Source organism: Pararhizobium gei, assembly GCF_029223885.1.
Classification (GTDB): Bacteria; Pseudomonadota; Alphaproteobacteria; order Rhizobiales; family Rhizobiaceae; genus Pararhizobium; species Pararhizobium gei.
Map to the genome: position 1 here is coordinate 2,553,275 of NZ_CP119409.1, position 19,276 is coordinate 2,572,550.

The window sequence follows — 19,276 nt, forward strand, 5'->3', positions numbered from 1 at the left end:
GCCGAAAGATGTATCGTATTTCACAGCGAAAACATCATGTCCGTGCCTGCAGACGGCAAAAAATCTTGCCCTGCCCGGATATTTCCAACGCGCTGCCACGCAGCATCGCGCTTCGGCTTCCTTCTTTCACGAACCAAACAAAAAAGCGGGGGAAAACCCTTATCCGGCTCATTCATCTTCCATTCAAGATGACATCTGTATGACACTAGGACGACAGTTTTGTAAAATTTGGAGATGGCCTTGGCCAGTTTTGAATCGCCGGTGATGGCCGTCACAGCCACCGATCGCCCGCTGGCCGATATCGGTGTTCGCGGCAGCAAGACCATATCGATTGCCGGCCGCCTCTCTGTGTCGCTCATCCTGTCGATCCTGTTGATTTTTTCCGTAGAGTGGATGACACGGGATTCGGCGCCGGAAGCCTTGGCCTATTTTCTCGATCCCATGCGTCCAGGCTGGACGACCGTGGGCGTGTTCTTCCTGCTGTTCCTTGCGCTTGATGCCGCATTTGGGCGCGAGAACTACGGCGCCATTCTCGTTGCGCCGCTGGCGCTCGTCCCGGCGTTGATCAGCCGTCAGAAGCAGATTTTTCTGTCAGATCCGCTCTATCCCACCGACTTTCTGTTTGGCCGCCAGATCATGGAACTCATGCCGGCCCTGGTACGCGATCGCCCCTGGACAGCCGTTGGCATGGCGGTCGGTCTCGTCGCCTCCGTCCTCACGCTTGCCTGGCTGCTGCGCTTTGCGTGGCGCCGCTTTCCCCTCATGAGCCGCCGGCAGCGACTGACACGGCTTGTCGTGGCGCTACCGCTGCTCGCCTCCTTTTACCACATGATGGACTACAACACCTTCTCTTGGGTGCGGGATCGGCTTCGCGTCATCCCCATCATGTGGGATCAGACCGAAAACTATCGCCATAACGGCTTCATCATGGCATTCGCGCTGAACCTGCCGATGGCCAATATCACGGCTCCGACAGGCTATATGTCCGACGCGATCGACAAGATCCCGACCGAGCCCGTCCCCGCGGGGACAACCCATCGTGGCAAGCCTGATGTCATCGTGCTGATGAGCGAATCCTTCTGGGATCCGACCCGCCTGCCCAACGTCAAGCTGTCGCCCGATCCGATGCCGACGATCCGTGAGATGCAATCCGGCAACGTCTTCTCGCCCGAGTTCGGCGGCATGACCGCGAATGTCGAATTCGAAGCCCTGACCGGTTTCTCGAACGCTTTCCTGCCCTATGGCAGCATCCCCTATCAGCAATATATCCGCAACCCGATCCCTTCGCTCGCCACCTTCTTCCGCGGCGAAGGCTATGTGGCGCGTGCCGTGCATCCCTTCCAGCGCTGGTTCTGGAACCGCAGCGCCGTCTACAAGGCGTTCGGCTTCGAGCAGTTCAAGTCGGAAGAGAACATGCCCGTCATGCAGAAGCGCGGCATTTTCGCATCGGACGAATCGCTGACAAAGGAGATCATCCATCAGGCCGACCAGTTGCGCGATCCCTTCTTCTTCTTCACAGTGACGCTGCAGGGCCATGGTCCTTACGAAGCCAACCGCTACGCGAAGAACACGATCAAGGTAGAGGGCAACCTGCCGGAAGCCGACCGTCAGGTTCTTGCAACCTATGCGCAGGGCATCAAGGAAGCCGATGACAGCCTGAAGATGCTCATGGACTGGGCCAGGGAGCGTGACCGCGAAACGATCATCGTGCTTTTTGGCGATCACCTGCCGCCGCTTAACACCGTCTATCCTAACACCGGTTTCATGAACGACGTCACCGCGTCGCGCAAAGGTCCGATGGAGCAGATGAAAGCCCAGCATGAGACGCCGCTTGTCGTCTGGTCCAACAGGACCGGTCCCGTGAAGGATATCGGCACGATCAGCCCGGCTTTCCTCTCCTACCAGATCCTCAAGCAGGGCGGCTTCGAGCATCCCTACTACACGGGCTTTCTCGGCAACGTCTTCCAGAAATATCCGGTCATCGACCGCTTCATGCTGATCGACGCCGCCGGTAAGGAAACGCCCTCCTGGTCGCGGCAGAAGACGACGCCGGCCCTCATCCGCGACTACCGGTTCCTGCAGCATGACATGATGTTCGGAGAACGGTTCGGCACAGAGCGGTTTTTCCAGTCGCATGCCGATCTTTTTGCCGGAGCGCTGTGAAACCGTCTGTATTGGCATTTCCGCAATGCGTCGGCTTGGGATAGAACAGCCCGGCATTGTCAGCCGGAGCCAGCCCATGCCGCATCTCGATGAAATCTCCCATATTCTTTTCGGCAAGCCCAGCGGCGAACTCGGTGCCGTCGAGCGGCTTGTGCTTCACCGCAGCAAGGAGCGAAAGACACTTTCCCAGGATACGAATGCGGCTTTCGTGGCAAATCAGGGCGTCGGCGATCGGCTGGCAGACAGCATCGCCCGCGTCGGCGGATCCTGGGGCTTCATCATAGCCTTCCTGACCTTTCTTGCCGTTTGGACCACGGCCAATACGATCCTTCTCTCCCGCACGGCATTCGATCCATACCCGTTCATCTTCCTCAATCTGCTTTTGTCGATGATCGCGGCCCTTCAGGCGCCGATCATCATGATGTCCCAGAACCGGCAGGCGACGAAGGACCGTTTTGATGCTGCAAAGGACTATGAGGTCAATCTGAAGTCGGAGGTCGAATTGATTTCGCTCCACAACAAGATCGATACGGTGCTCTTGCGCGAGATCGCCGAACTGCGCGACGACGTCCGCAGGCTGCACGCCCAGTTGGAACGCGAACGGAATTCCGGCCCGTCCGGGACTTGAATCCGAAGTGCGCGACGACCACGTCCGTAACTTGCACCGCCACTTACTGAACCTTATTTTTTAAACCTCTTCAACTATGGTCATTGTCTGACATTCTTCTCGACTCAGACCGCTGGCAGTGACTGAACGCATGACAGGCAAGCTAAGAATTCTGATCAACAATACGCAGCCCGGCTCCCCGATGGACGTCGCGACCGTTTTGGCAAATCCGGAATTGCTTGCGGTTCTGCAGGTGCACGCGCGGCACATGATCGGGATATTCGATCTTTTCCCGCGCGTTGCGCGGCTGACTTCCGCCCAACAGAAGTGGCTTCTCACGCAGGCCACCTATGCACTCCATCTCCAGCGCGACCCCGCCGACCCTTCGTCCGGCATCACGGCGTCGCGACTGCTCGACTGGATTTCGCAATACGGCGCAGCCAGCCGCAACACGACAACCGCCTTCCTTGCCGAACTGCTTGCCTACAAGCTGGTCCGCGATATACCGGGACTACCAAGCGGTCGCAGCCGGCCGCTGGAGCCGACGGAGACCGGCCACGAAGCGATGAAGCTCTGGTTTCGCGGCCAGATGCACAGCCTGGATTTGTTGGACGACGGCGGCCGCGTCTCAAGATTGGAGGCCAATCCCGCGATATTTTCCTATGCCCAACCGAGTGCCGCTCGAAAGCTGATCGCCGACAGTTCGTGGCGCGAGCCGCCGCCGAGCGTTTCCTGCTTTGTCTGGACCGAATATGGCGGCATGATCCTCGACGATCTCGTCTCGCGCATCACCCACCTTGCGCCCGCAAAGGGTCGCTACAGCATCGGCGATCTGCACTTTTCAGAGCTGTCCAGCCATTACTCCCTGTCGCCCACCCATATCCGTCGCCTGTTCTCGCGTGCGCTGGAACTCGGCCATCTCGGCGGCAATGAAAAGAGCACGCGCGGCAGGAGCTTTTGGGCGACGGAAAGCTTCATCGAGGATTACAAGCGCTGGCAATCGGTCAAGTTCAGCGCGCTCGATCACGCCTTTCACGAAGCGCTGGCAGCAATCGAGGGTCAGAGGTCCGATTGCGCAAACTGAGGCAGCCCGTCCTCGATCGCATAGAAATCACCCTTGTCGGCGCAGAATATGTGGCGACCGATCGCAAGGCCAGTCGGCAGGTCGAAGACGCCTGCCATGATCGAGGTATAGTCTTGCCCATCCATCTTCCAGAACAACGCCGAGCCGCAGGTTCTGCAAAACCCGCGCTGCGCTTCCGGGCTTGACCGGTACCATGTGACATTGCCGGCTCCGGTAACTTCCAGATCGCGGTCGAGAACATTGGTCGCGGCATAGTAGAGGCCGGTCTGCCGTCGGCACTGGGAGCAATGACAGGCAACGACCTCCCGCAACACGCCGCGCGTCGAGAATCGCACAGCGCCGCAATTGCACGATCCGGTATGCATGTCAGTCATCGAGGCTCCATCTGGCTTTGCCATCATCGGGCACGAAAAAGCCGGGCCACCATGAGATAAGTGGCCCGGCTCCGTCAAATGCAATCGCCTCAAGCGTGGATCAGCGCCGCTGATCAGCCATTGACGACCATGCGCTTCTCGTCGCGTCCGCCCTTCATACGCTCGGCAAGCAGGAAGGCCAGCTCCAACGCCTGATCGGCGTTGAGGCGCGGATCGCAATGGGTGTGGTAGCGATCGGCAAGGTCGGCGCCGGACAAGGCCCGGGCGCCGCCCGTGCATTCCGTCACGTCGTTGCCGGTCATCTCGATGTGGATACCACCCGGATGCGTGCCTTCGGCGCGGTGGATCTGGAAGAAGCTCTCGACTTCCGACAGGATCCGCTCGAACGGGCGGGTCTTGTAGTGGTTGAGCGTGATCGTGTTGCCATGCATCGGATCGCAGGACCAGACGACCTTGCGGCCTTCCTTCTCGACAGCCCGGATGAGACGCGGCAGATGCTCGGCAACCTTGTCGTGACCGAAGCGGCAGATCAGCGTCAGGCGGCCGGCCTCGTTCTGCGGGTTGAGCAGGTCGATCAGTTCGATCAGGCCGTCACCTGTCAGAGACGGTCCGCATTTCAGGCCAAGCGGGTTCTTGATACCGCGGCAATATTCGATATGGGCATGGTCGGCCTGACGTGTGCGGTCGCCGATCCAGATCATGTGGCCGGAGGTCGCATACCAGTCGCCGGACGTCGAATCAACCCGCGTCAGCGCCTGCTCGTAACCGAGCAGAAGCGCCTCATGACTGGTGAAGAAATCGGTCTCGCGCAGGTTGGGATTGGTCTCCGGCGTGATCCCGATCGCCTTCATGAAATCCATCGTCTCGGAAATCCGGTCGGCGAGCTTGCGGTAACGCTCGGCCTGCGGGCTATCCTTGACGAAGCCGAGCATCCACTGGTGCACGTTGTCGAGATTGGCATAGCCGCCCATCGCGAAAGCGCGCAACAGGTTCAGCGTCGCAGCTGACTGGCGGTAGGCCATGACCTGGCGTTCCGGGTCCGGAATGCGGGCCTTGTCGTTGAATTCGATGCCGTTGATGATGTCGCCGCGATAGCTGGGCAGTTCCACCTCGCCCTGCTTCTCGATATTCGAGGAACGCGGCTTGGCGAACTGACCGGCGATGCGACCGACCTTGACGACCGGCTGCTGCGCGCCAAAGGTGAGAACGACGGCCATCTGCAGGAAGGCGCGGAAGAAGTCGCGGATCGTGTCGGCACCGTGCTCGGCAAAGCTCTCGGCGCAATCGCCGCCCTGCAGCAGGAAGCCCTTGCCCTCGGAAACCTTGGCAAGCTGGCTCTTCAGACGGCGCGCCTCACCGGCAAACACCAGCGGCGGGAAGGTCGCAAGCTGCGCTTCGGTCGCGCTCAGCGCCGCCAGATCCGGATAGTCCGGAACCTGCTGGATGGGCTTGTGCCGCCAGCTGCTGGGTGTCCAATTCTGTGCCATCATACTCACCTGTTCATCGGCCGGCCGTGAAAGCCGGACGCACCTGCCTCAAAAGTGCTGGGCTTATAGACCTTGTCGGCAGGCTTGTATAGTCGCACGGCGCCGAGCAGGGAACTCACCGATGCACAGGCAACCGCAGGCTCATCCGCGGTTGCGCGGCAGCCTTTGCATGCCTCTTCTTTCCCTTCGGCGATCCAGGCCGATGCAGAAGGCCCGCGAACCAGATCGACACCCCGATCAGACCATCCCACTCCGGCGACTCCAGCGGATCGGCAAAACTCTTTTCCCCGTGTCTGACGGCACTTCGTCTGACGGCACTTCGGCCTTTGCTCGTCGGCATAGCCATGATCCATTCCAGGCTCATCATCTGCACTCCTTCTCTTGAGGACGTGCACTGCAGATAAGCGCCATTGCCGTTCCGTCGTAGAGCTATGGATGAAACGCGTCTTTCATCCGTAGTCGATGCGAAAGGTCGATCTTTCAATTATGATGGGGTCAAAGGGAGCCGCCGCGTGAACGAAGTCGATTGGGACGATCTGAAATTGTTCTTTCAAGTTGCGTCGGAGGGCGGCCTTGCGGGGGCCGCGGCCCTGACGGGCATCAGCCCGCCGACGATCGGGCGGCGAATGCTGGCTCTGGAGCGCACCATGGGCCGGACCTTGTTTATCCGCAGTCAACAGGGTTACCGCCTCGCACCCGACGGCCTTGTGCTGTTCGATCACGTCCAGTCGATGCGCAAGACCGTGTCCGATATCAGCCGGTGGCATGGCGATGCGTTCTCGCTGCCGATCGTCTCGATCGGCGGCCAGATCTGGACGACGGGGTTCGTGGCACGGCATGCGGGTGCGTTGCGCAACAGGCAGGACAGGTTCCGTCTCTGCTGCAAGCTTCTGCTCCCCGAGGAGGATCTCACCTTCCGGCGTGGTATGATCGGGATGCTGTCGGCGCGGCCCGCCAATGGCAATTTTGCCGTTCGGAAATCCGTATCCGTCGCCTACTGCACCTACCGGGCCGCAGACGATGGGATCGAAGACGAGCTTCCCTGGGTCTCGATCGGCACGGAGGTGGCAAATGCGCCAGCGGAAACATGGGTATTCCGCAACCACGAGCCCGAAATACACACATGGACCAATGCGCCTGAATTGCTCCCTCACCTTCTCTCGGCCGGCGCGGGCCGTGGTGTCCTGCCGACGTTCATGGGCGACGCCGTGCCGTCGCTCAAACGCGACGGTGTTCCGATCGATGAGCTTGCGCATCCACTGTGGCTTGCCGTCAACGACGACGATCGCCAACTGCCCGAGGTGCGGCTGACGATGGACCGGCTCGCTGACCTCCTAAGACGCAACGAGGACCTGTTTTCTGGCGACCGCCCATCTCTCGCCGCTACAGACGCTCGCCGTTCCTGATGCGGTAAGTCGGCGTATACATGGTCACCAGTTCTTCGGACGCTGTCGGATGCACCGCCATGGTCCGGTCGAAATCATCCTTCGTGCAGCCGGCCTTCAGGGTGATACCCAGCAACTGCGCCATTTCACCTGCCTCGTGCCCGAGAATATGGGCGCCGATGACCTTGCGATCGGCAGCGTTGACGATCAGCTTCATGATGGTCTTTTCGCTGCGACCAGACAGCGTCGCCTTCATCGGCCGGAATTCCGCCCGGTAGATCTCGATCTCGTCATGCTTCTTGGCGGCCTCTTCCTCGGAGAGACCAACCGTGCCGATCTCGGGCTGCGAGAAGACTGCGGTTGCGATCAGGTCGTGATCCGGAGAAACGGGATTGTGCTTGTATTCTGTCTCGATGAAGCACATCGCTTCGTGGATCGCGACGGGTGTCAGTTGCACCCGATCCGTCACGTCGCCGAGCGCGTAGATGCCCGGCGCGCTGGTGCGCGAAAAGGCGTCGACCACAATCGCGCCGCGCTCGTCGACGGTAACACCCGCCGCCTCCAGTCCCAGTCCACGGGTGTTCGGCACGCGGCCGAGCGCCAGCATGATCTGGTCTGCCTCAAGGAGACCATGTTTCAGCGTTTCCGCCGCCAGCCGGCCGTCCGCCGTTCTGGTGATTGACTGGAACAGGTCCTCGCACAGGATGCGGATGCCCTTGTGTTCCATCGCTGCATGCAGGCCTCGGCGCATGTCCTGGTCGAAACGCGATAGAATTTCCCGTCCGCGGTAGATCAACGTCGTCTCGACGCCCAGGCCGTGGAAGATATTGGCGAATTCCACCGCGATATAGCCGCCGCCGGCAATGATGATTGACTTTGGCAGTTCCGGCAGATCGAAAGCCTCGTTCGAGGTGATGCAAAGCTCATGGCCGGGCAGTGCCTCATGCGGCGTCGGATGCCCGCCGACGGCGATCACGATGCGCTCGGCCGTCACCGTCTTGCCGCTGGCAACGAGGCGAATGCTGTTCGGCCCGGTCAGTTCGGCCCGCGTATTGAGAATCTCGACCCCGGCATTGGCAAGCCCCTTCTGATAAAGCCCCTCCAGACGGGTGATCTCCTTTTCCTTGGCCGCAACCAGCGCCTTCCAGTCGAAGCTGCGCTCGCCAACACTCCACCCAAATCCTTCGGCATCTTCAAAATGCTCCGGAAACTGGGAGGCGTAGACATAAAGCTTTTTCGGCACACATCCCCGGATCACGCAGGTGCCGCCGTAGCGATATTCCTCCGCCACGGCCACCTTCTTGCCCAGGGACGCCGCAACGCGCGCGCTGCGCACGCCGCCGGACCCGCCGCCGATGACGAAGAGGTCATAATCGAAAGAAGCCATGCTGAAACTCCGGAATGGGCATTGGGAGAAAAGACGGGATGGCGGGAGAGGTGTCCCGCCATCTGCCGCTGATATAGTGTCGGTTGCCGCCAAATGAAAAGCCCGGAATGATCCGGGCTCTCGATTCGTTCCGATGTCGCCGGCGGCGCTTTACTGCGCCGGCGTTTCCGTGACGGTGCCGGGAACCGGCTGCTGGCCGGCGGTCAGGGTCGCATTCAGTTCCTTGCTTGCCGCCGCGTTCAAATCGCGGGAAATACCTGCGGCCCAGATGTCGGCTGCCTTGAGCATTTCGCGCGATGCGATCGGTCCGTCGTTCAGGAGCTTCTTGCCGGCATCGGAATTGTAGAAGGTCGAGATCGCATTGAGCTGCTCGACGGTAAAGGTCTTGGCGTAGATGGTCGCGGCTTCCCGCTCCAGATCCGAACGACGTGCCGCAAGCTCCAGCGCCTTGGCATCGATCGTCGTGCTGATCAGGTCCTCGTGGTTCGGGGATGACTGGATCAGCGTCGTCTTCAGACGCTCGGCGAGATTGGGCAGGATATTGTCGAAATTATTGGTTGCACCGACCGCGGCGATCGCGGCACGGGCTGCCTTCAGCTGCTCGTCCGACACGTCCTGAGCCTGCAACGCGGGAATCATGACGGTCGAAAGCAGAATCGCGCTTGCCGCCACTGTGCGGCCGAGACCTGCAAAATTGATCATATCCGAAATGCTCCTGTCAGTTGACGCCGGCCTCACCGGCTTTTCGCGCCTGACGGGCCTGCATATGGTCCAATGTCCAAGACGCTACCACCGGTAAGGCCCTCAGCCCGGTTGTAACGCCGTGATGATCGTTTCGCCAGCCTGCAGAACGGCAAAGCCGTCCGGAGAATGGTCTTATTTCGTCATGACCCTTGCGCCTGCCGGGCCGGCGATGATCGCAAGCGATGCGATATTGATAAACAGCCCATGCTCGACCACGCCGGGAATGGCGTTCAGTTCGCATGAAAGGGCATCTGCATCAGGAATACGGCCAAAAGATGCATCCAGAATCAAATGACCTCCGTCCGTCATGAATGGGCCGTCATCCGATGACCGCACCGCAATCCCTCCCGAAAGCCCCAGGCGGGCGGCAAGCTTCTCGACCGCGATCCGTGTCGCCGTCAGACCGAACGGATTGACCTCGATCGGCAGCTTGAACGCACCAAGCGTCCCGACAACCTTTGTCTCGTCGGCGATCACGATCATCCGCGACGAAGCGCAGGCCACGATCTTCTCGCGCAGAAGCGCCCCGCCCCCGCCCTTGATCAGACGCAACGAAGCGTCCACCTCGTCGGCCCCATCGATGGTCAGGTCCAGTTCAGGCAGTTCGTCCAGCGATTTCAGGGGAATGCCGAGGTCGAGGCAGAGCCGCGCGGTGCGTTCCGATGTCGGCACGCCTTGGACACGCAGGCCGGCCGCAACCTTTTCGGCAAGCAGCCGGACGAATTCCTCGGCCGTCGAACCTGTCCCTATGCCGAGCCGCATGCCGTCTTCGACATAGTCGAGCGCCACCGCCGCGGCCTTGATCTTCATTTCACGGGCGTCCATGCGCCACGCTCTCCCTGACAATTATCCGACGACCCGTCGCACGCGACCGGTCCGCCTTTCGCGCAGACGTTTACACATCTGCCGCAGCAAACGAAAGCCCCATTGGAAACATGACGCGCAAAACCTCGCCCTGTCCGCGGGAACGAGGCCTTTTCGGCGAAAAAAGTCACGATTGCTTTTTTCTGCGCCTTCCCCTACCCGGACGACTGCAATCCAGTGCCAGAGAGATTTTTCGTGTCCGATTCCGTCGTTGTCTTTGATCTTGATGGCACTCTGGTCGATACCGCACCGGATCTGGTGGCCAGCCTTAACCATGCCGTCACCCAGGCAGGCCTTGATCCCGTCACCTATGACGACCTCACCCATCTCGTCGGGCATGGCGCCAAAGCCATGATCGAGCGCACTTTCGCCTTGCGCGGCAAGTCTCTCGACGCCGTCGACCTCGAATGGCAGATGCGCGAATTCATCGATTTCTACCAGGGATCCATGCCTGGAGGCTCAGCCCCCTATCCCGGCGTCGTGGCGGCGATGGAGCGCCTCGCCGGGGCCGGCTACACACTCGCCGTCTGCACAAACAAACTCGAAAGTCTGGCCAGGACGCTGCTCGACAGCCTGGGACTGACCGGACATTTCGCTGCCATCACCGGCGGCGACACATTTTCCGTCCGCAAACCGGATGCCGAACATCTTCTCTCGACGATCAGGCTCGCCGGCGGCGCGCCGGAAAAATCGGTCATGATCGGCGACAGTCTCAACGACATCCTGGTGGCGCGCAATGCCAACGTCAGGTCGATCGGCGTGCCCTTCGGCTATTCGGACGTGCCTGTGGAAAGCCTGTCGCCCGATCGCATCATCAGCCATTTCAGCGAACTGACGCCGGACCTGATCGAACAGCTCATAACGAGGCCATGAAAAAGGCGGCACCGACGCCGCCTTCAACACAATCAAACCTGAGACGAACGCTCAGCCTTCGGCGCGCCGCGCGGCCCGCGTCGCCTCGAATGCCCGGCCCATATACATGTCGCGCTCGTAGACATCGTCGAAATATTCAATCACGCCGTCCTTGTTCGGCCAGGCCGTGAAATAGGCGACGTAAACCGGGATTTTCTCCTTCACCGAGACACCCTTGTTGCGGCCGTCGGCGATCTGCTTTGCGACGTCCTCGACGGTCGTTCCGAGCACCGCCGCTGCCATCCTGCGCGGATCGGCAAGGCGGACGCAGCCATGGCTGAGCGCCCGCTGATCCTTTTTGAAGAAGCTCTTCGAAGGGGTGTCATGCATGTAGATCGCATGGCTGTTGGGAAACAGGATCTTCAGTTCGCCCAGCGCATTGTCGCTGCTCGGCGGCTGGCGCACGGCCACGCCCTTGGTCGAGCCGCCCCAGTTCACGTCATAGGAGGAAACCGGCCGGCCGCCGACTTCGACCTGATAGCCAAGCCGGTCGAGATAGCCCGGGTCACGCCTCAGCTTCGGCAGCATTTCGTTGATGATGATGGACTGCGGCACGCCCCAATAGGGGTTGAATTCCACGGTCTGGATCTCGTCCTCGAAGAAATAGGTCTGGTTCGATTTCGAGCCGACCACGACGCGCATCGAGAACTGCTCGGCACCCTGCTCGTGATAATAGACCATGAAGGCCGGCTGGTTGATGAAGACGTAGCGATCGCCAAGGTCGGCCGGCAGCCAGCGCGCCTGCTCCATCGCAACGCGGAGCTTCTCGATCTTGCTCTGGGTCGTGTCGCCACCCGTCAGTATCCGGATCGACGCCTTGCCGACAACCCCGTCGGGCTTCAGCCCGTTCTCCTTCTGGAAGCCTTCGACCAGCGCCACCAGGTCCGGCGTGTAATCCGGCGTGCCCTGATAGGCCGCAAGCGTCGCCGCATGTTCGGCTTTCAGCGCCTCGGAGCCCTTCTCGCGAACGGCCGCGATGATATTGGCAAGCTCCGGATTGGCGATACCCGGCTTCAGCAGCGTGCCCGGCGCAATGACGATGCGCGGAGCCTCGCCGGTCTTTGCCTGCAGTGTCTGGAACTCGCGCTGCAGCGCCAGGAACGCGGGGCTCGAGGGACTCTGCGCCTTGAGATAGGCGGCAACATCGTGGCTCAGCGCAATCGCCGTCATCTTGCCGGCGAGGTTGACCGGCTTGCGTTTGAAGTCGTGATAACCGGAAATCTTGTTCGGATCGATCCGGCCGCGCACCGTGTCCTGCACATAGGTCAGCACCGCCGCCGACATGCGGATTTCGAAGTCGAGCAGCGCTTTTACGCGCGCGACGGGATCGTTCCCGTTGCCGGTCAAGTCCGGAACGGCCACGCTGTAATCCTGCGGGTCGAGACCGACGCTTTCGGCCTGCGCCAGCACACCAAGCGCCGCACGGGCTGCCGCATTCGGCGCGTCGCCTTCCACCCAGATAAAGCGGTCACGCCCCTGATAAAATGCCTCGACCGCCGCTGCGACATTGCCGGTCGCGGTGGCGGAGACTTCGGGAAGGAACTGACGGGCACCGCCAAATGACACCGGGATGGCCGGCATTGTCGCCGTTGCAGTCACGGATCCCGTGACCACCGGATCGGCAAGCTTTTCTGTCGCGATGCGGCGCAGCGGCTCTGCCTTGTAGGTGTAGTATTGCGGCGAGGAAACCCTGGGTAGCGCTTTCGGCTTCTGCTGTACGGTAGCCTGCGGCACGCTGGCGCGGGGCATTTCCTGCAGCTCTTCGAAAACCGGCTCCCGTTTTTTGCGGAAGTAATCCATCAATGTCAGCGCTTCCGCCTGCTGCACACCGAAAGACGTGATCGCGCATCCGGCCAAGAGCGTCATGATCGCTGCAGTTTTCATCAATTTCATATGCTCACACGTCCTCGTATCGCCTTGCCGCCGAAGCAGTCCGCGCCCGATGCCCATCATGTCATCGAACTCTTGTCCTTATAAGAAAGGATGGTGAATGAAAAGCAAACGCCCGCCCCGCCTTAACCGCTCCCAAGCTTGCCAACGAGCAAGCATATCTGCGAAATCATACGGTTGAGGCCGGTGAAAAATTTGATTTCCCTCGTTATTTTTTTCCACCCACCGAAAAAACCTGCACCTGTCGAAAATTCAAGCGCACAACCGAAAAAACAATGACGCATGATGTGTCACAAAAGGCACAACCGGGCCGTCGAGGGCCTTGCAAAATCTCCTTCCCGCGACCTCTGGAGGCAGTGCAGCCCATCACCGGTATTTTAAACGATTGTAGCATGCTGCCTGCCCAGCCGCCCTCTTTACAAGCACCGCGCAACTGGGCCAGAGAGAACCGTATCAACGGCTTGGCCACCGGTTCGAAGGCCGCAATATCCATCTGCGGTTTTCCATGCCGCGTGACGAAAGCAGGATTGCGATGACAGCAACACGCACGGAAACAGATACGTTCGGCCCGATCGAAGTCGCCAGCGACCGCTACTGGGGCGCGCAGGCCCAGCGATCCCTCGGCAATTTCAAGATCGGCTGGGAAAAGCAGCCGCTGTCCATCGTGCGTGCGCTGGGTATCGTCAAACAGGCCGCCGCCCGCGTCAACATGGAGCTGCAGGGTCTCGACCCCCAAGTCGGCAACGCCATCGTCGCTGCGGCCCAGGAGGTCATCGACGGCAAGCTCGACGACCACTTCCCGCTCGTCGTCTGGCAGACAGGTTCCGGCACGCAGTCGAACATGAACGCCAACGAGGTCATCTCCAATCGCGCGATCGAAATGCTCGGCGGCGTCATGGGCTCGAAAAAGCCCGTGCATCCGAACGACCACGTGAACATGAGTCAGTCGTCCAACGACACCTACCCGACGGCCATGCACATCGCCTGCGCCGAACAGGTCGTCCACCATCTCCTGCCGGCTTTGAAGCATCTGCACGTCGCGCTGGAAGCCAAGGTGAAAGCCTTCGACCACATCATCAAGATCGGCCGGACCCATACGCAGGACGCCACGCCGCTGACGCTCGGCCAGGAATTTTCAGGCTATGCCGCGCAGGTCGCCTCCTCGATCAAGCGCATCGAAATGACGCTGCCCGGCCTGTGCGAACTTGCGCAGGGCGGCACGGCCGTCGGCACCGGCCTCAATGCGCCGATTGGCTTTGCAGAAAAGGTTGCCGAAGAGATTGCCGGGATCACAGGCATCGCCTTCGTGACCGCCCCGAACAAGTTCGAGGCGCTGGCAGCCCATGATTCCATGGTCTTCAGTCACGGCGCGATCAATTCGGCCGCCGCCGCCTTGTTCAAGATCGCCAACGATATCCGCCTGCTCGGCTCCGGACCCCGCTCCGGCCTCGGCGAACTGTCCCTGCCGGAAAACGAGCCCGGCTCGTCCATCATGCCCGGCAAGGTGAACCCCACCCAGTGCGAAGCGCTGACCCAGGTCTGCGTTCAGGTTTTCGGCAACAATGCCGCCCTCACCTTCGCCGGCAGCCAGGGCCATTTCGAACTCAACGTCTACAATCCGCTGATGGCCTATAATTTCCTGCAGTCGGTGCAACTGCTGGGCGACGCGGCGGTTTCCTTCACCGACAACTGCGTCGTCGGCATCGAGGCGCGGGAAGACAATATCAAGGCGGCACTCGATCGCTCGCTGATGCTGGTGACGGCGCTCGCCCCGAAGATCGGCTACGACAATGCCGCCAAGATCGCCAAGACCGCCCACAAGAACGGCACGACCTTGCGCGAGGAAGCCGTTGGCGGCGGCTATGTCACCGATGCCGAATTCGACGCCGCGGTGCGCCCCGAAACCATGATCCATCCTTCCTGACAGGACGCGCGGGCAAGGCGGCAGAAGGCTGCCTTGCTCATCCGGGCCTGCGGTATATCGTTCGACTTCGACCGTTCGATTTTGCAAAACGTTAAGTCTTCCAAAATCTTTTACCCCTAGAACTGGTGATGGAAACAACGGAACGGGAGCCCGCGATGCAAGCGGCGTTAAGCAAGGTGCCGGATATTGCAGCGCAGGTGACCTATGCGATGCGTATCATGGGGATCGCGCCGCTCCCGCGCAATTACGAGCTTTACTACGAGGCCTATCTCGGCTCGAACCCGAAGCTGACCAAGGAACTGGCCGCGCTCGGCAGCAAGGCGACGCAGGAAGAGCTGGACGGGATCGCATCGCGCTATTTTGCCCATATCCACCATGCCGCCGGCGTCGATCGTGCCCATAGCCACCTCGCCCGCGAACTCGGCGATCTCCTGAGATTGCTGCAGGATGAACAGTCTGCGCTCGAAAACTACAATCGGCTTCTGGGCGAAACCTACCAGCACATCACCAGCAAGAGCACCACCAGCGTCGAGCTTCTGCGCCAGGCCGTGACCATCCTCACCGAGGCCACCGCCGACACGATGACGCAGGGCAAGGAACGCGTCGAATGCGTCTCGCTCAAGTCCTTCGAAATGGACGTGATCCGCCAGGAGCTCGACGAATACAAGCGCATTGCCAATACCGATTCCCTGACGCGGCTCGCCAATCGCCGTGCCTTCGATGAAAAACTGGCCTCTGTCTACAATTCTGAGCATATGCGTGCACAGAGCAGCCTGCTCGTTGCCGATATCGACCATTTCAAAAAGATCAACGACAGTTATGGCCACCCTGTCGGCGACAAGATCCTGGCGACCGTGGGCACCGTCATTCGCACGAGCCTGCGCCGCGACGCCTTCGTCGCCCGTACCGGCGGCGAGGAATTCGCGATCATCCTCAACGATACCACCTTCGAGGAAAGCTTTCATCTCGCCGAACGCATCCGCAACACGCTGTCGGGCACGCCGTTCAAAAACTCGAAGACCGGTGTCAATTACGGACCGATCACGCTGTCTATCGGCCTTTGTCAGGCTGTCCAGGCCGACGATCCGGTCGATCTCTACAACAAGGCCGACATCGCTCTTTATTGCGCCAAGAACACCGGCCGCAATCGCTCGATGGTGTTCGAGGACGGCATGAAGAAGGACACGAGTCGCAGCTGGCTCATTTATCGTAAATAGCGGTCGGTCCGCATGGGATCGCCAGCGATTTTCGTCTTGCGTCCCGTTCCCAGGGAAACAGCGGCAGCGCTCCCGGTTGCCTAGAAAGGCTCCACAAGAGGGAGCCCACCGGACGAACCGGACCATCTCCCCCATGACAACCGGGAGATATTCTCATGAAGACCATCCTTGCAGCGCTGATCGCAACAGCCATCCTCGCACCTGCCGCCAACGCCGCCGACAGGAACGGCGCCTATGACGTAGCATCCCTGCAATCGTCGACCGCCAAGACCGGCTGGCTGCAGGTTTTGTCGGACGGTAAGCCGGCAAAGACGAAGGCCGTCCAAAAGGACATCAGCACATCGCCGATCCCACGTGAACTGATTGCCTTTTCCGAGAATGCGGCGCCCGGCACGATCATCGTCGATAACTCCGATCGCCGCCTCTACCATGTTTTGGGCAATGGCCTTGCAATGCGCTACGGCGTCAGCGTCGGCCGCAGCGGCTTCATCTGGACCGGCAGCAACACGGTCAGCCGCAAGGCCGAATGGCCGACCTGGAACCCGCCGCAGCAGATGCGCGTCCGTGAGGCCAGAAAGGGCCATATCCTGCCGGTCACCATGAAGGGCGGCATCAACAATCCGCTCGGCGCCCGCGCCGTGTATCTGGGCGCAACCATCTACCGCATCCACGGCACCAACCAGCCGTCCTCGATCGGCAAGGCCATGTCGTCCGGCTGCATCCGGATGGCCAACGAAGATGTCGAACATCTCTATGCCAATGTCACCATCGGCACGAAAGTCATCGTCCGCGACTGATCAGGACGAGTATCGGCGAACAGTAACCTGGCCTTCGTCAACCTTCCGAAACCCGGAGGAAATTCAGGTGCGCAGGCCGGTCGTCGCCTCGATGAAATCGGCGATGGCTGCGGTGTCGTCGAGATCGAACAGCGCAAGACCTCGATCGTCGACGGGATGGTCGGCGGCGATGGCGAGAATATGCGGATCTGCGGGGGCAAGCGGCTCGCGGTTGGCCGCCTGAAGGCGTCGCGCCTCGATCTTCGGGATCGGCTCGCGTTTGTAACCTTCGATCAGGACGAGGTCGCACGGCGCCAGACGCGCTAGAATGTCCTCGAATGACGGCTCCGCCGCGCCGCGCAACTCGTGCATGATCGCATAACGGGCGCCGGACACGATCGCGACCTCGTGCGCCCCCGCCTCGCGATGGCGGAAGCTGTCGGCGCCCACCTTGTCGATGTCGAAATCATGATGCGCATGCTTGACCGTCGAGACCCTGTAGCCGCGCCGCGTCAGTTCGGTGACGAGGCGCACCGCAAGCCCGGTCTTGCCGCTGTTCTTCCAGCCGGCAATGCCGAAGATTCTGGGTGCCGTCATCGTTCCATCTCCTCGACCAAGGGAAGCCAGCCTTCCGCCGTTTCAAGATCGGCCGGTGTGTTGATGTTGAAAAACGGATCGACCGGCCCCCCCGCCGTCTGCAGCAGTGAAAAATCGACGGCGACCATGGGGTGCTTTCCGATAAAGGCCCGCACGCGGCGTTTTGCGTCTGTCGCCAGCCAATCCTGAAGGTCGTCGGCCAGACCAACGGGCCAGAGCGCGAACACAGGATGCATGATGCCGACGGAAAAGGCGACGGCGATCTGATCCTGCCGCGAAACGGCACTCTGCAGACGGGCAAGCAGATCAAGCGGCAGGAACGGAGTATCCGTGGGGACGGTGGCGACATGGCTCTCCCCGGGCAAACGCATCGCGACATGCCGCATCGCCGACAGGACTCCGGCCATGGGGCCGGCCTGGCCGGGGAGAGTGTCCTCGAAAACCGCCACTCCGGGAGGAGACGATCCACTGTTGCGGTTGACGGCGACAAGGCCGGCCTGTGGCGCGAGCCGCGCGGCGATGCGACGGATAAGCGGGACGCCGCCCAATGTCACGTCCGCCTTGTCGCGTCCCATGCGCATAGAGCGGCCGCCGGCGAGGATAACGGCAGGCGGTCCGTTTGTTTGCGGATTGACAGCCATCGCTTTCCGGTATCCCTTCATTCATTTCGGCGACAAGGTCTGCGATGTCTGCGCCACCGCCGCGGTTCGCCGCTTGTTTTCGCGGGCAAATGCATAGAGCCCGGAGGCAATGATAATGGCGACGCCGGTGATCATCCAGACATCGGGTTTTTCGGAGAAGAACAGGACGCCGATGCCGATCGACCAGATGAGGCTCGTATAGCGGAAGGGTGCGACAACCGCGATTTCACCGTTGCGCATGGTCAGCACGATGCATTGATAACCCACCAGCAACAGCAGGCTTGCCCCGGCAAGGTAGCCGATGGAGACCGGCGTCATCGGCTCCCAGCCACCCAATGGCACGATGAGCACGGCACCGATCAGGGTAATGGCGATCGCGGTGATTGACGAGATAAAGAGCGACGGTACCGCCGGATCGATGCGCCGCGTGCAAAGATCGCGCAAGGCCGCGCAGAGGACCGAGGCAACCACGCTCAGCGCCGCCAGTGTAAATCCCTCCGGCCCGGGCCTTAAAACGACAAGCACGCCGGCGAAGCCCGCCAGGATCGCCAGCCAGCGCCGCCATCCGACGGACTCCGACAGGAATAGCGCCGCGCCAAGCGTGACGGCCAGCGGCAGGGCTTGCAGGATGGCGGACGCATTGGCCAGCGGCAACTGTCCAAGTGCCGAGATATAGGTGATGGAGGCGCCGACCTCTGCGAGAATACGCAAACCGATCATAGGGTTCATGAGAAGCCGAAGCGGGCGAAGCGCCCCGAAATGCCGGGCGATCAGGAGCACCAGTATAGAGGTGAAAGCCCCACGCACCATCATGATCTGACCGAGATTCATGACGCCGGTGACGGCTTTCACGAGCGCGTCGTTGCAGGTAAAGCCCGCCATGGCGAGACACATGAACAGGGAACCGCGAAAATTGCCGGAGCGCTGCATTCTTTTTTTCTTCATTCCGTTTCGCCGCGGCACGATCGTCAGCCACGGCATGGACGGTCGCCGGTTCGCGAGCGCACTTCTTGCCCAACTCTAAAGCATCGGCATCGAACTTATGCAACAACCATCACTGATCCACCCATGCTGGAAAGAGGCCGCATGAGATTCTGTTGCCGATTTCGTTGGTGAAATATTGATTGCCGGTGCCTGTCACTCCCGCTCAACTTTGCATAAGGCGAAGCGTTGTCGCCGTGCAGAAGCCTTTGCGTTCGATCAGCCGCGCGGCGGCATCGGGCG

At 60.8% G+C, this 19,276-nt stretch carries 18 protein-coding genes; 8 read left to right on the forward strand and 10 right to left on the reverse strand.

Annotated features, from left to right (window positions below):
- The first annotated feature begins 264 nt into the window (after positions 1–264).
- From PY308_RS12495 to PY308_RS12505, 3 genes are all read left to right on the forward strand, one after another.
- Positions 265–2,163 carry an LTA synthase family protein gene (locus PY308_RS12495; RefSeq protein WP_275791108.1) on the forward strand — a complete coding sequence of 633 codons (1,899 nt, stop codon included), beginning with the start codon at positions 265–267 and terminating at the stop codon, positions 2,161–2,163.
- A gap of 76 nt (positions 2,164–2,239) precedes the next feature.
- On the forward strand, positions 2,240–2,791 hold the full coding sequence (locus PY308_RS12500; RefSeq protein ID WP_275782927.1) for a DUF1003 domain-containing protein: 552 nt from the start codon (positions 2,240–2,242) through the stop codon (positions 2,789–2,791).
- Between the two features lie 130 nt (positions 2,792–2,921).
- The gene (locus PY308_RS12505) at positions 2,922–3,854 is read left to right on the forward strand and encodes a hypothetical protein (protein ID WP_275782929.1); all 933 of its coding nucleotides are present in this window, start codon (positions 2,922–2,924) and stop codon (positions 3,852–3,854) included.
- Here the strand turns inward: PY308_RS12505 and PY308_RS12510 are convergent.
- On the reverse strand, positions 3,830–4,228 hold the full coding sequence (locus PY308_RS12510) for a GFA family protein (protein ID WP_275782930.1): 399 nt from the start codon (positions 4,226–4,228) through the stop codon (positions 3,830–3,832). The two genes, PY308_RS12505 and PY308_RS12510, sit on opposite strands and share 25 nt — an antisense overlap.
- Positions 4,229–4,341: 113 nt before the next feature.
- On the reverse strand, positions 4,342–5,715 hold the full coding sequence (locus PY308_RS12515; protein WP_275782931.1) for a class II 3-deoxy-7-phosphoheptulonate synthase: 1,374 nt from the start codon (positions 5,713–5,715) through the stop codon (positions 4,342–4,344).
- Positions 5,716–6,227: 512 nt separating this feature from the next.
- On the opposite strand from PY308_RS12515, the gene PY308_RS12520 reads away from it, so the two are divergent.
- Entirely contained in the window at positions 6,228–7,121 is an 894-nt protein-coding gene (locus tag PY308_RS12520; protein ID WP_275782934.1) for a LysR family transcriptional regulator, read from the forward strand.
- On the opposite strand, the gene gor is transcribed toward PY308_RS12520, so the two are convergent.
- From gor to rpiA, 3 genes are all read right to left on the reverse strand, one after another.
- A complete protein-coding gene (gor, locus tag PY308_RS12525; protein ID WP_275782936.1) occupies positions 7,099–8,487 on the reverse strand; it encodes a glutathione-disulfide reductase in 1,389 nt (462 codons plus the stop codon). The two genes, PY308_RS12520 and gor, sit on opposite strands and share 23 nt — an antisense overlap.
- Before the next feature lie 150 nt (positions 8,488–8,637).
- Positions 8,638–9,189 carry a DUF2059 domain-containing protein gene (locus PY308_RS12530; RefSeq protein ID WP_275782938.1) on the reverse strand — a complete coding sequence of 184 codons (552 nt, stop codon included), beginning with the start codon at positions 9,187–9,189 and terminating at the stop codon, positions 8,638–8,640.
- Between the two features lie 174 nt (positions 9,190–9,363).
- On the reverse strand, positions 9,364–10,056 hold the full coding sequence (gene rpiA / locus PY308_RS12535; protein WP_275782940.1) for a ribose-5-phosphate isomerase RpiA: 693 nt from the start codon (positions 10,054–10,056) through the stop codon (positions 9,364–9,366).
- A gap of 234 nt (positions 10,057–10,290) precedes the next feature.
- Between rpiA and PY308_RS12540 the strand changes: the two genes are divergently transcribed.
- Positions 10,291–10,968 (forward strand): HAD family hydrolase, encoded by a 678-nt coding sequence (locus PY308_RS12540; RefSeq protein ID WP_275782943.1) that lies wholly within the window; start codon positions 10,291–10,293, stop codon positions 10,966–10,968.
- A 51-nt stretch (positions 10,969–11,019) separates the two neighbouring features.
- Here the strand turns inward: PY308_RS12540 and PY308_RS12545 are convergent, their stop codons facing one another.
- Positions 11,020–12,900: a L,D-transpeptidase family protein gene (locus PY308_RS12545; RefSeq protein ID WP_275782946.1), complete on the reverse strand. Its 1,881-nt coding sequence runs from the start codon at positions 12,898–12,900 to the stop codon at positions 11,020–11,022.
- Positions 12,901–13,105: 205 nt separating this feature from the next.
- Positions 13,106–13,390, reverse strand: coding sequence for a hypothetical protein (locus PY308_RS12550; protein WP_275782948.1), 285 nt, complete (start codon positions 13,388–13,390; stop codon positions 13,106–13,108).
- A 39-nt stretch (positions 13,391–13,429) separates the two neighbouring features.
- Here PY308_RS12550 and fumC point away from each other — a divergent pair, with 39 nt between their 5' ends.
- The 3 genes from fumC to PY308_RS12565 all read left to right on the forward strand — a co-directional run bounded on the left by fumC (position 13,430) and on the right by PY308_RS12565 (position 16,835).
- Positions 13,430–14,821 carry a class II fumarate hydratase gene (fumC, locus tag PY308_RS12555; protein WP_275782950.1) on the forward strand — a complete coding sequence of 464 codons (1,392 nt, stop codon included), beginning with the start codon at positions 13,430–13,432 and terminating at the stop codon, positions 14,819–14,821.
- 155 nt (positions 14,822–14,976) lie between these two features.
- Entirely contained in the window at positions 14,977–16,038 is a 1,062-nt protein-coding gene (locus PY308_RS12560) for a GGDEF domain-containing protein (RefSeq protein ID WP_275782952.1), read from the forward strand.
- Positions 16,039–16,193: 155 nt separating this feature from the next.
- Positions 16,194–16,835 (forward strand): L,D-transpeptidase, encoded by a 642-nt coding sequence (locus PY308_RS12565; RefSeq protein ID WP_275782954.1) that lies wholly within the window; start codon positions 16,194–16,196, stop codon positions 16,833–16,835.
- 63 nt (positions 16,836–16,898) lie between these two features.
- Here the strand turns inward: PY308_RS12565 and mobB are convergent, their stop codons facing one another.
- From mobB to PY308_RS12580, 3 genes are read right to left on the reverse strand one after another with little or no spacing between them, the layout of a single operon-like run.
- Positions 16,899–17,411, reverse strand: a complete 513-nt coding sequence (gene mobB / locus PY308_RS12570; RefSeq protein ID WP_275782957.1) for a molybdopterin-guanine dinucleotide biosynthesis protein B — start codon at positions 17,409–17,411, stop codon at positions 16,899–16,901.
- Positions 17,408–18,052 carry a molybdenum cofactor guanylyltransferase MobA gene (gene mobA, locus PY308_RS12575; RefSeq protein WP_275782960.1) on the reverse strand — a complete coding sequence of 215 codons (645 nt, stop codon included), beginning with the start codon at positions 18,050–18,052 and terminating at the stop codon, positions 17,408–17,410. Before mobA ends, mobB begins: the two co-directional genes overlap by 4 nt.
- A 21-nt stretch (positions 18,053–18,073) precedes the next feature.
- Positions 18,074–18,982, reverse strand: coding sequence for a DMT family transporter (locus PY308_RS12580; RefSeq protein WP_275791109.1), 909 nt, complete (start codon positions 18,980–18,982; stop codon positions 18,074–18,076).
- Positions 18,983–19,276: the final 294 nt, after the last annotated feature.

Bases quoted from the DNA above. Each gene is read 5' to 3' on its own strand.
- PY308_RS12495 (WP_275791108.1), top strand. From the start codon at position 265: ATGGCCGTCACAGCCACCGATCGCCCGCTGGCCGATATCGGTGTTCGC.
- PY308_RS12500 (WP_275782927.1), top strand. From the start codon at position 2,240: ATGCCGCATCTCGATGAAATCTCCCATATTCTTTTCGGCAAGCCCAGC.
- PY308_RS12505 (WP_275782929.1), top strand. From the start codon at position 2,922: ATGACAGGCAAGCTAAGAATTCTGATCAACAATACGCAGCCCGGCTCC.
- PY308_RS12510 (WP_275782930.1), bottom strand. From the start codon at position 4,228: ATGACTGACATGCATACCGGATCGTGCAATTGCGGCGCTGTGCGATTC.
- PY308_RS12515 (WP_275782931.1), bottom strand. From the start codon at position 5,715: ATGGCACAGAATTGGACACCCAGCAGCTGGCGGCACAAGCCCATCCAG.
- gor (WP_275782936.1), bottom strand. From the start codon at position 8,487: ATGGCTTCTTTCGATTATGACCTCTTCGTCATCGGCGGCGGGTCCGGC.
- PY308_RS12530 (WP_275782938.1), bottom strand. From the start codon at position 9,189: ATGATCAATTTTGCAGGTCTCGGCCGCACAGTGGCGGCAAGCGCGATT.
- rpiA (WP_275782940.1), bottom strand. From the start codon at position 10,056: ATGGACGCCCGTGAAATGAAGATCAAGGCCGCGGCGGTGGCGCTCGAC.
- PY308_RS12545 (WP_275782946.1), bottom strand. From the start codon at position 12,900: ATGAAATTGATGAAAACTGCAGCGATCATGACGCTCTTGGCCGGATGC.
- PY308_RS12550 (WP_275782948.1), bottom strand. From the start codon at position 13,390: ATGGATATTGCGGCCTTCGAACCGGTGGCCAAGCCGTTGATACGGTTC.
- fumC (WP_275782950.1), top strand. From the start codon at position 13,430: ATGACAGCAACACGCACGGAAACAGATACGTTCGGCCCGATCGAAGTC.
- PY308_RS12560 (WP_275782952.1), top strand. From the start codon at position 14,977: ATGCAAGCGGCGTTAAGCAAGGTGCCGGATATTGCAGCGCAGGTGACC.
- PY308_RS12565 (WP_275782954.1), top strand. From the start codon at position 16,194: ATGAAGACCATCCTTGCAGCGCTGATCGCAACAGCCATCCTCGCACCT.
- mobB (WP_275782957.1), bottom strand. From the start codon at position 17,411: ATGACGGCACCCAGAATCTTCGGCATTGCCGGCTGGAAGAACAGCGGC.
- mobA (WP_275782960.1), bottom strand. From the start codon at position 18,052: ATGGCTGTCAATCCGCAAACAAACGGACCGCCTGCCGTTATCCTCGCC.
- PY308_RS12580 (WP_275791109.1), bottom strand. From the start codon at position 18,982: ATGCAGCGCTCCGGCAATTTTCGCGGTTCCCTGTTCATGTGTCTCGCC.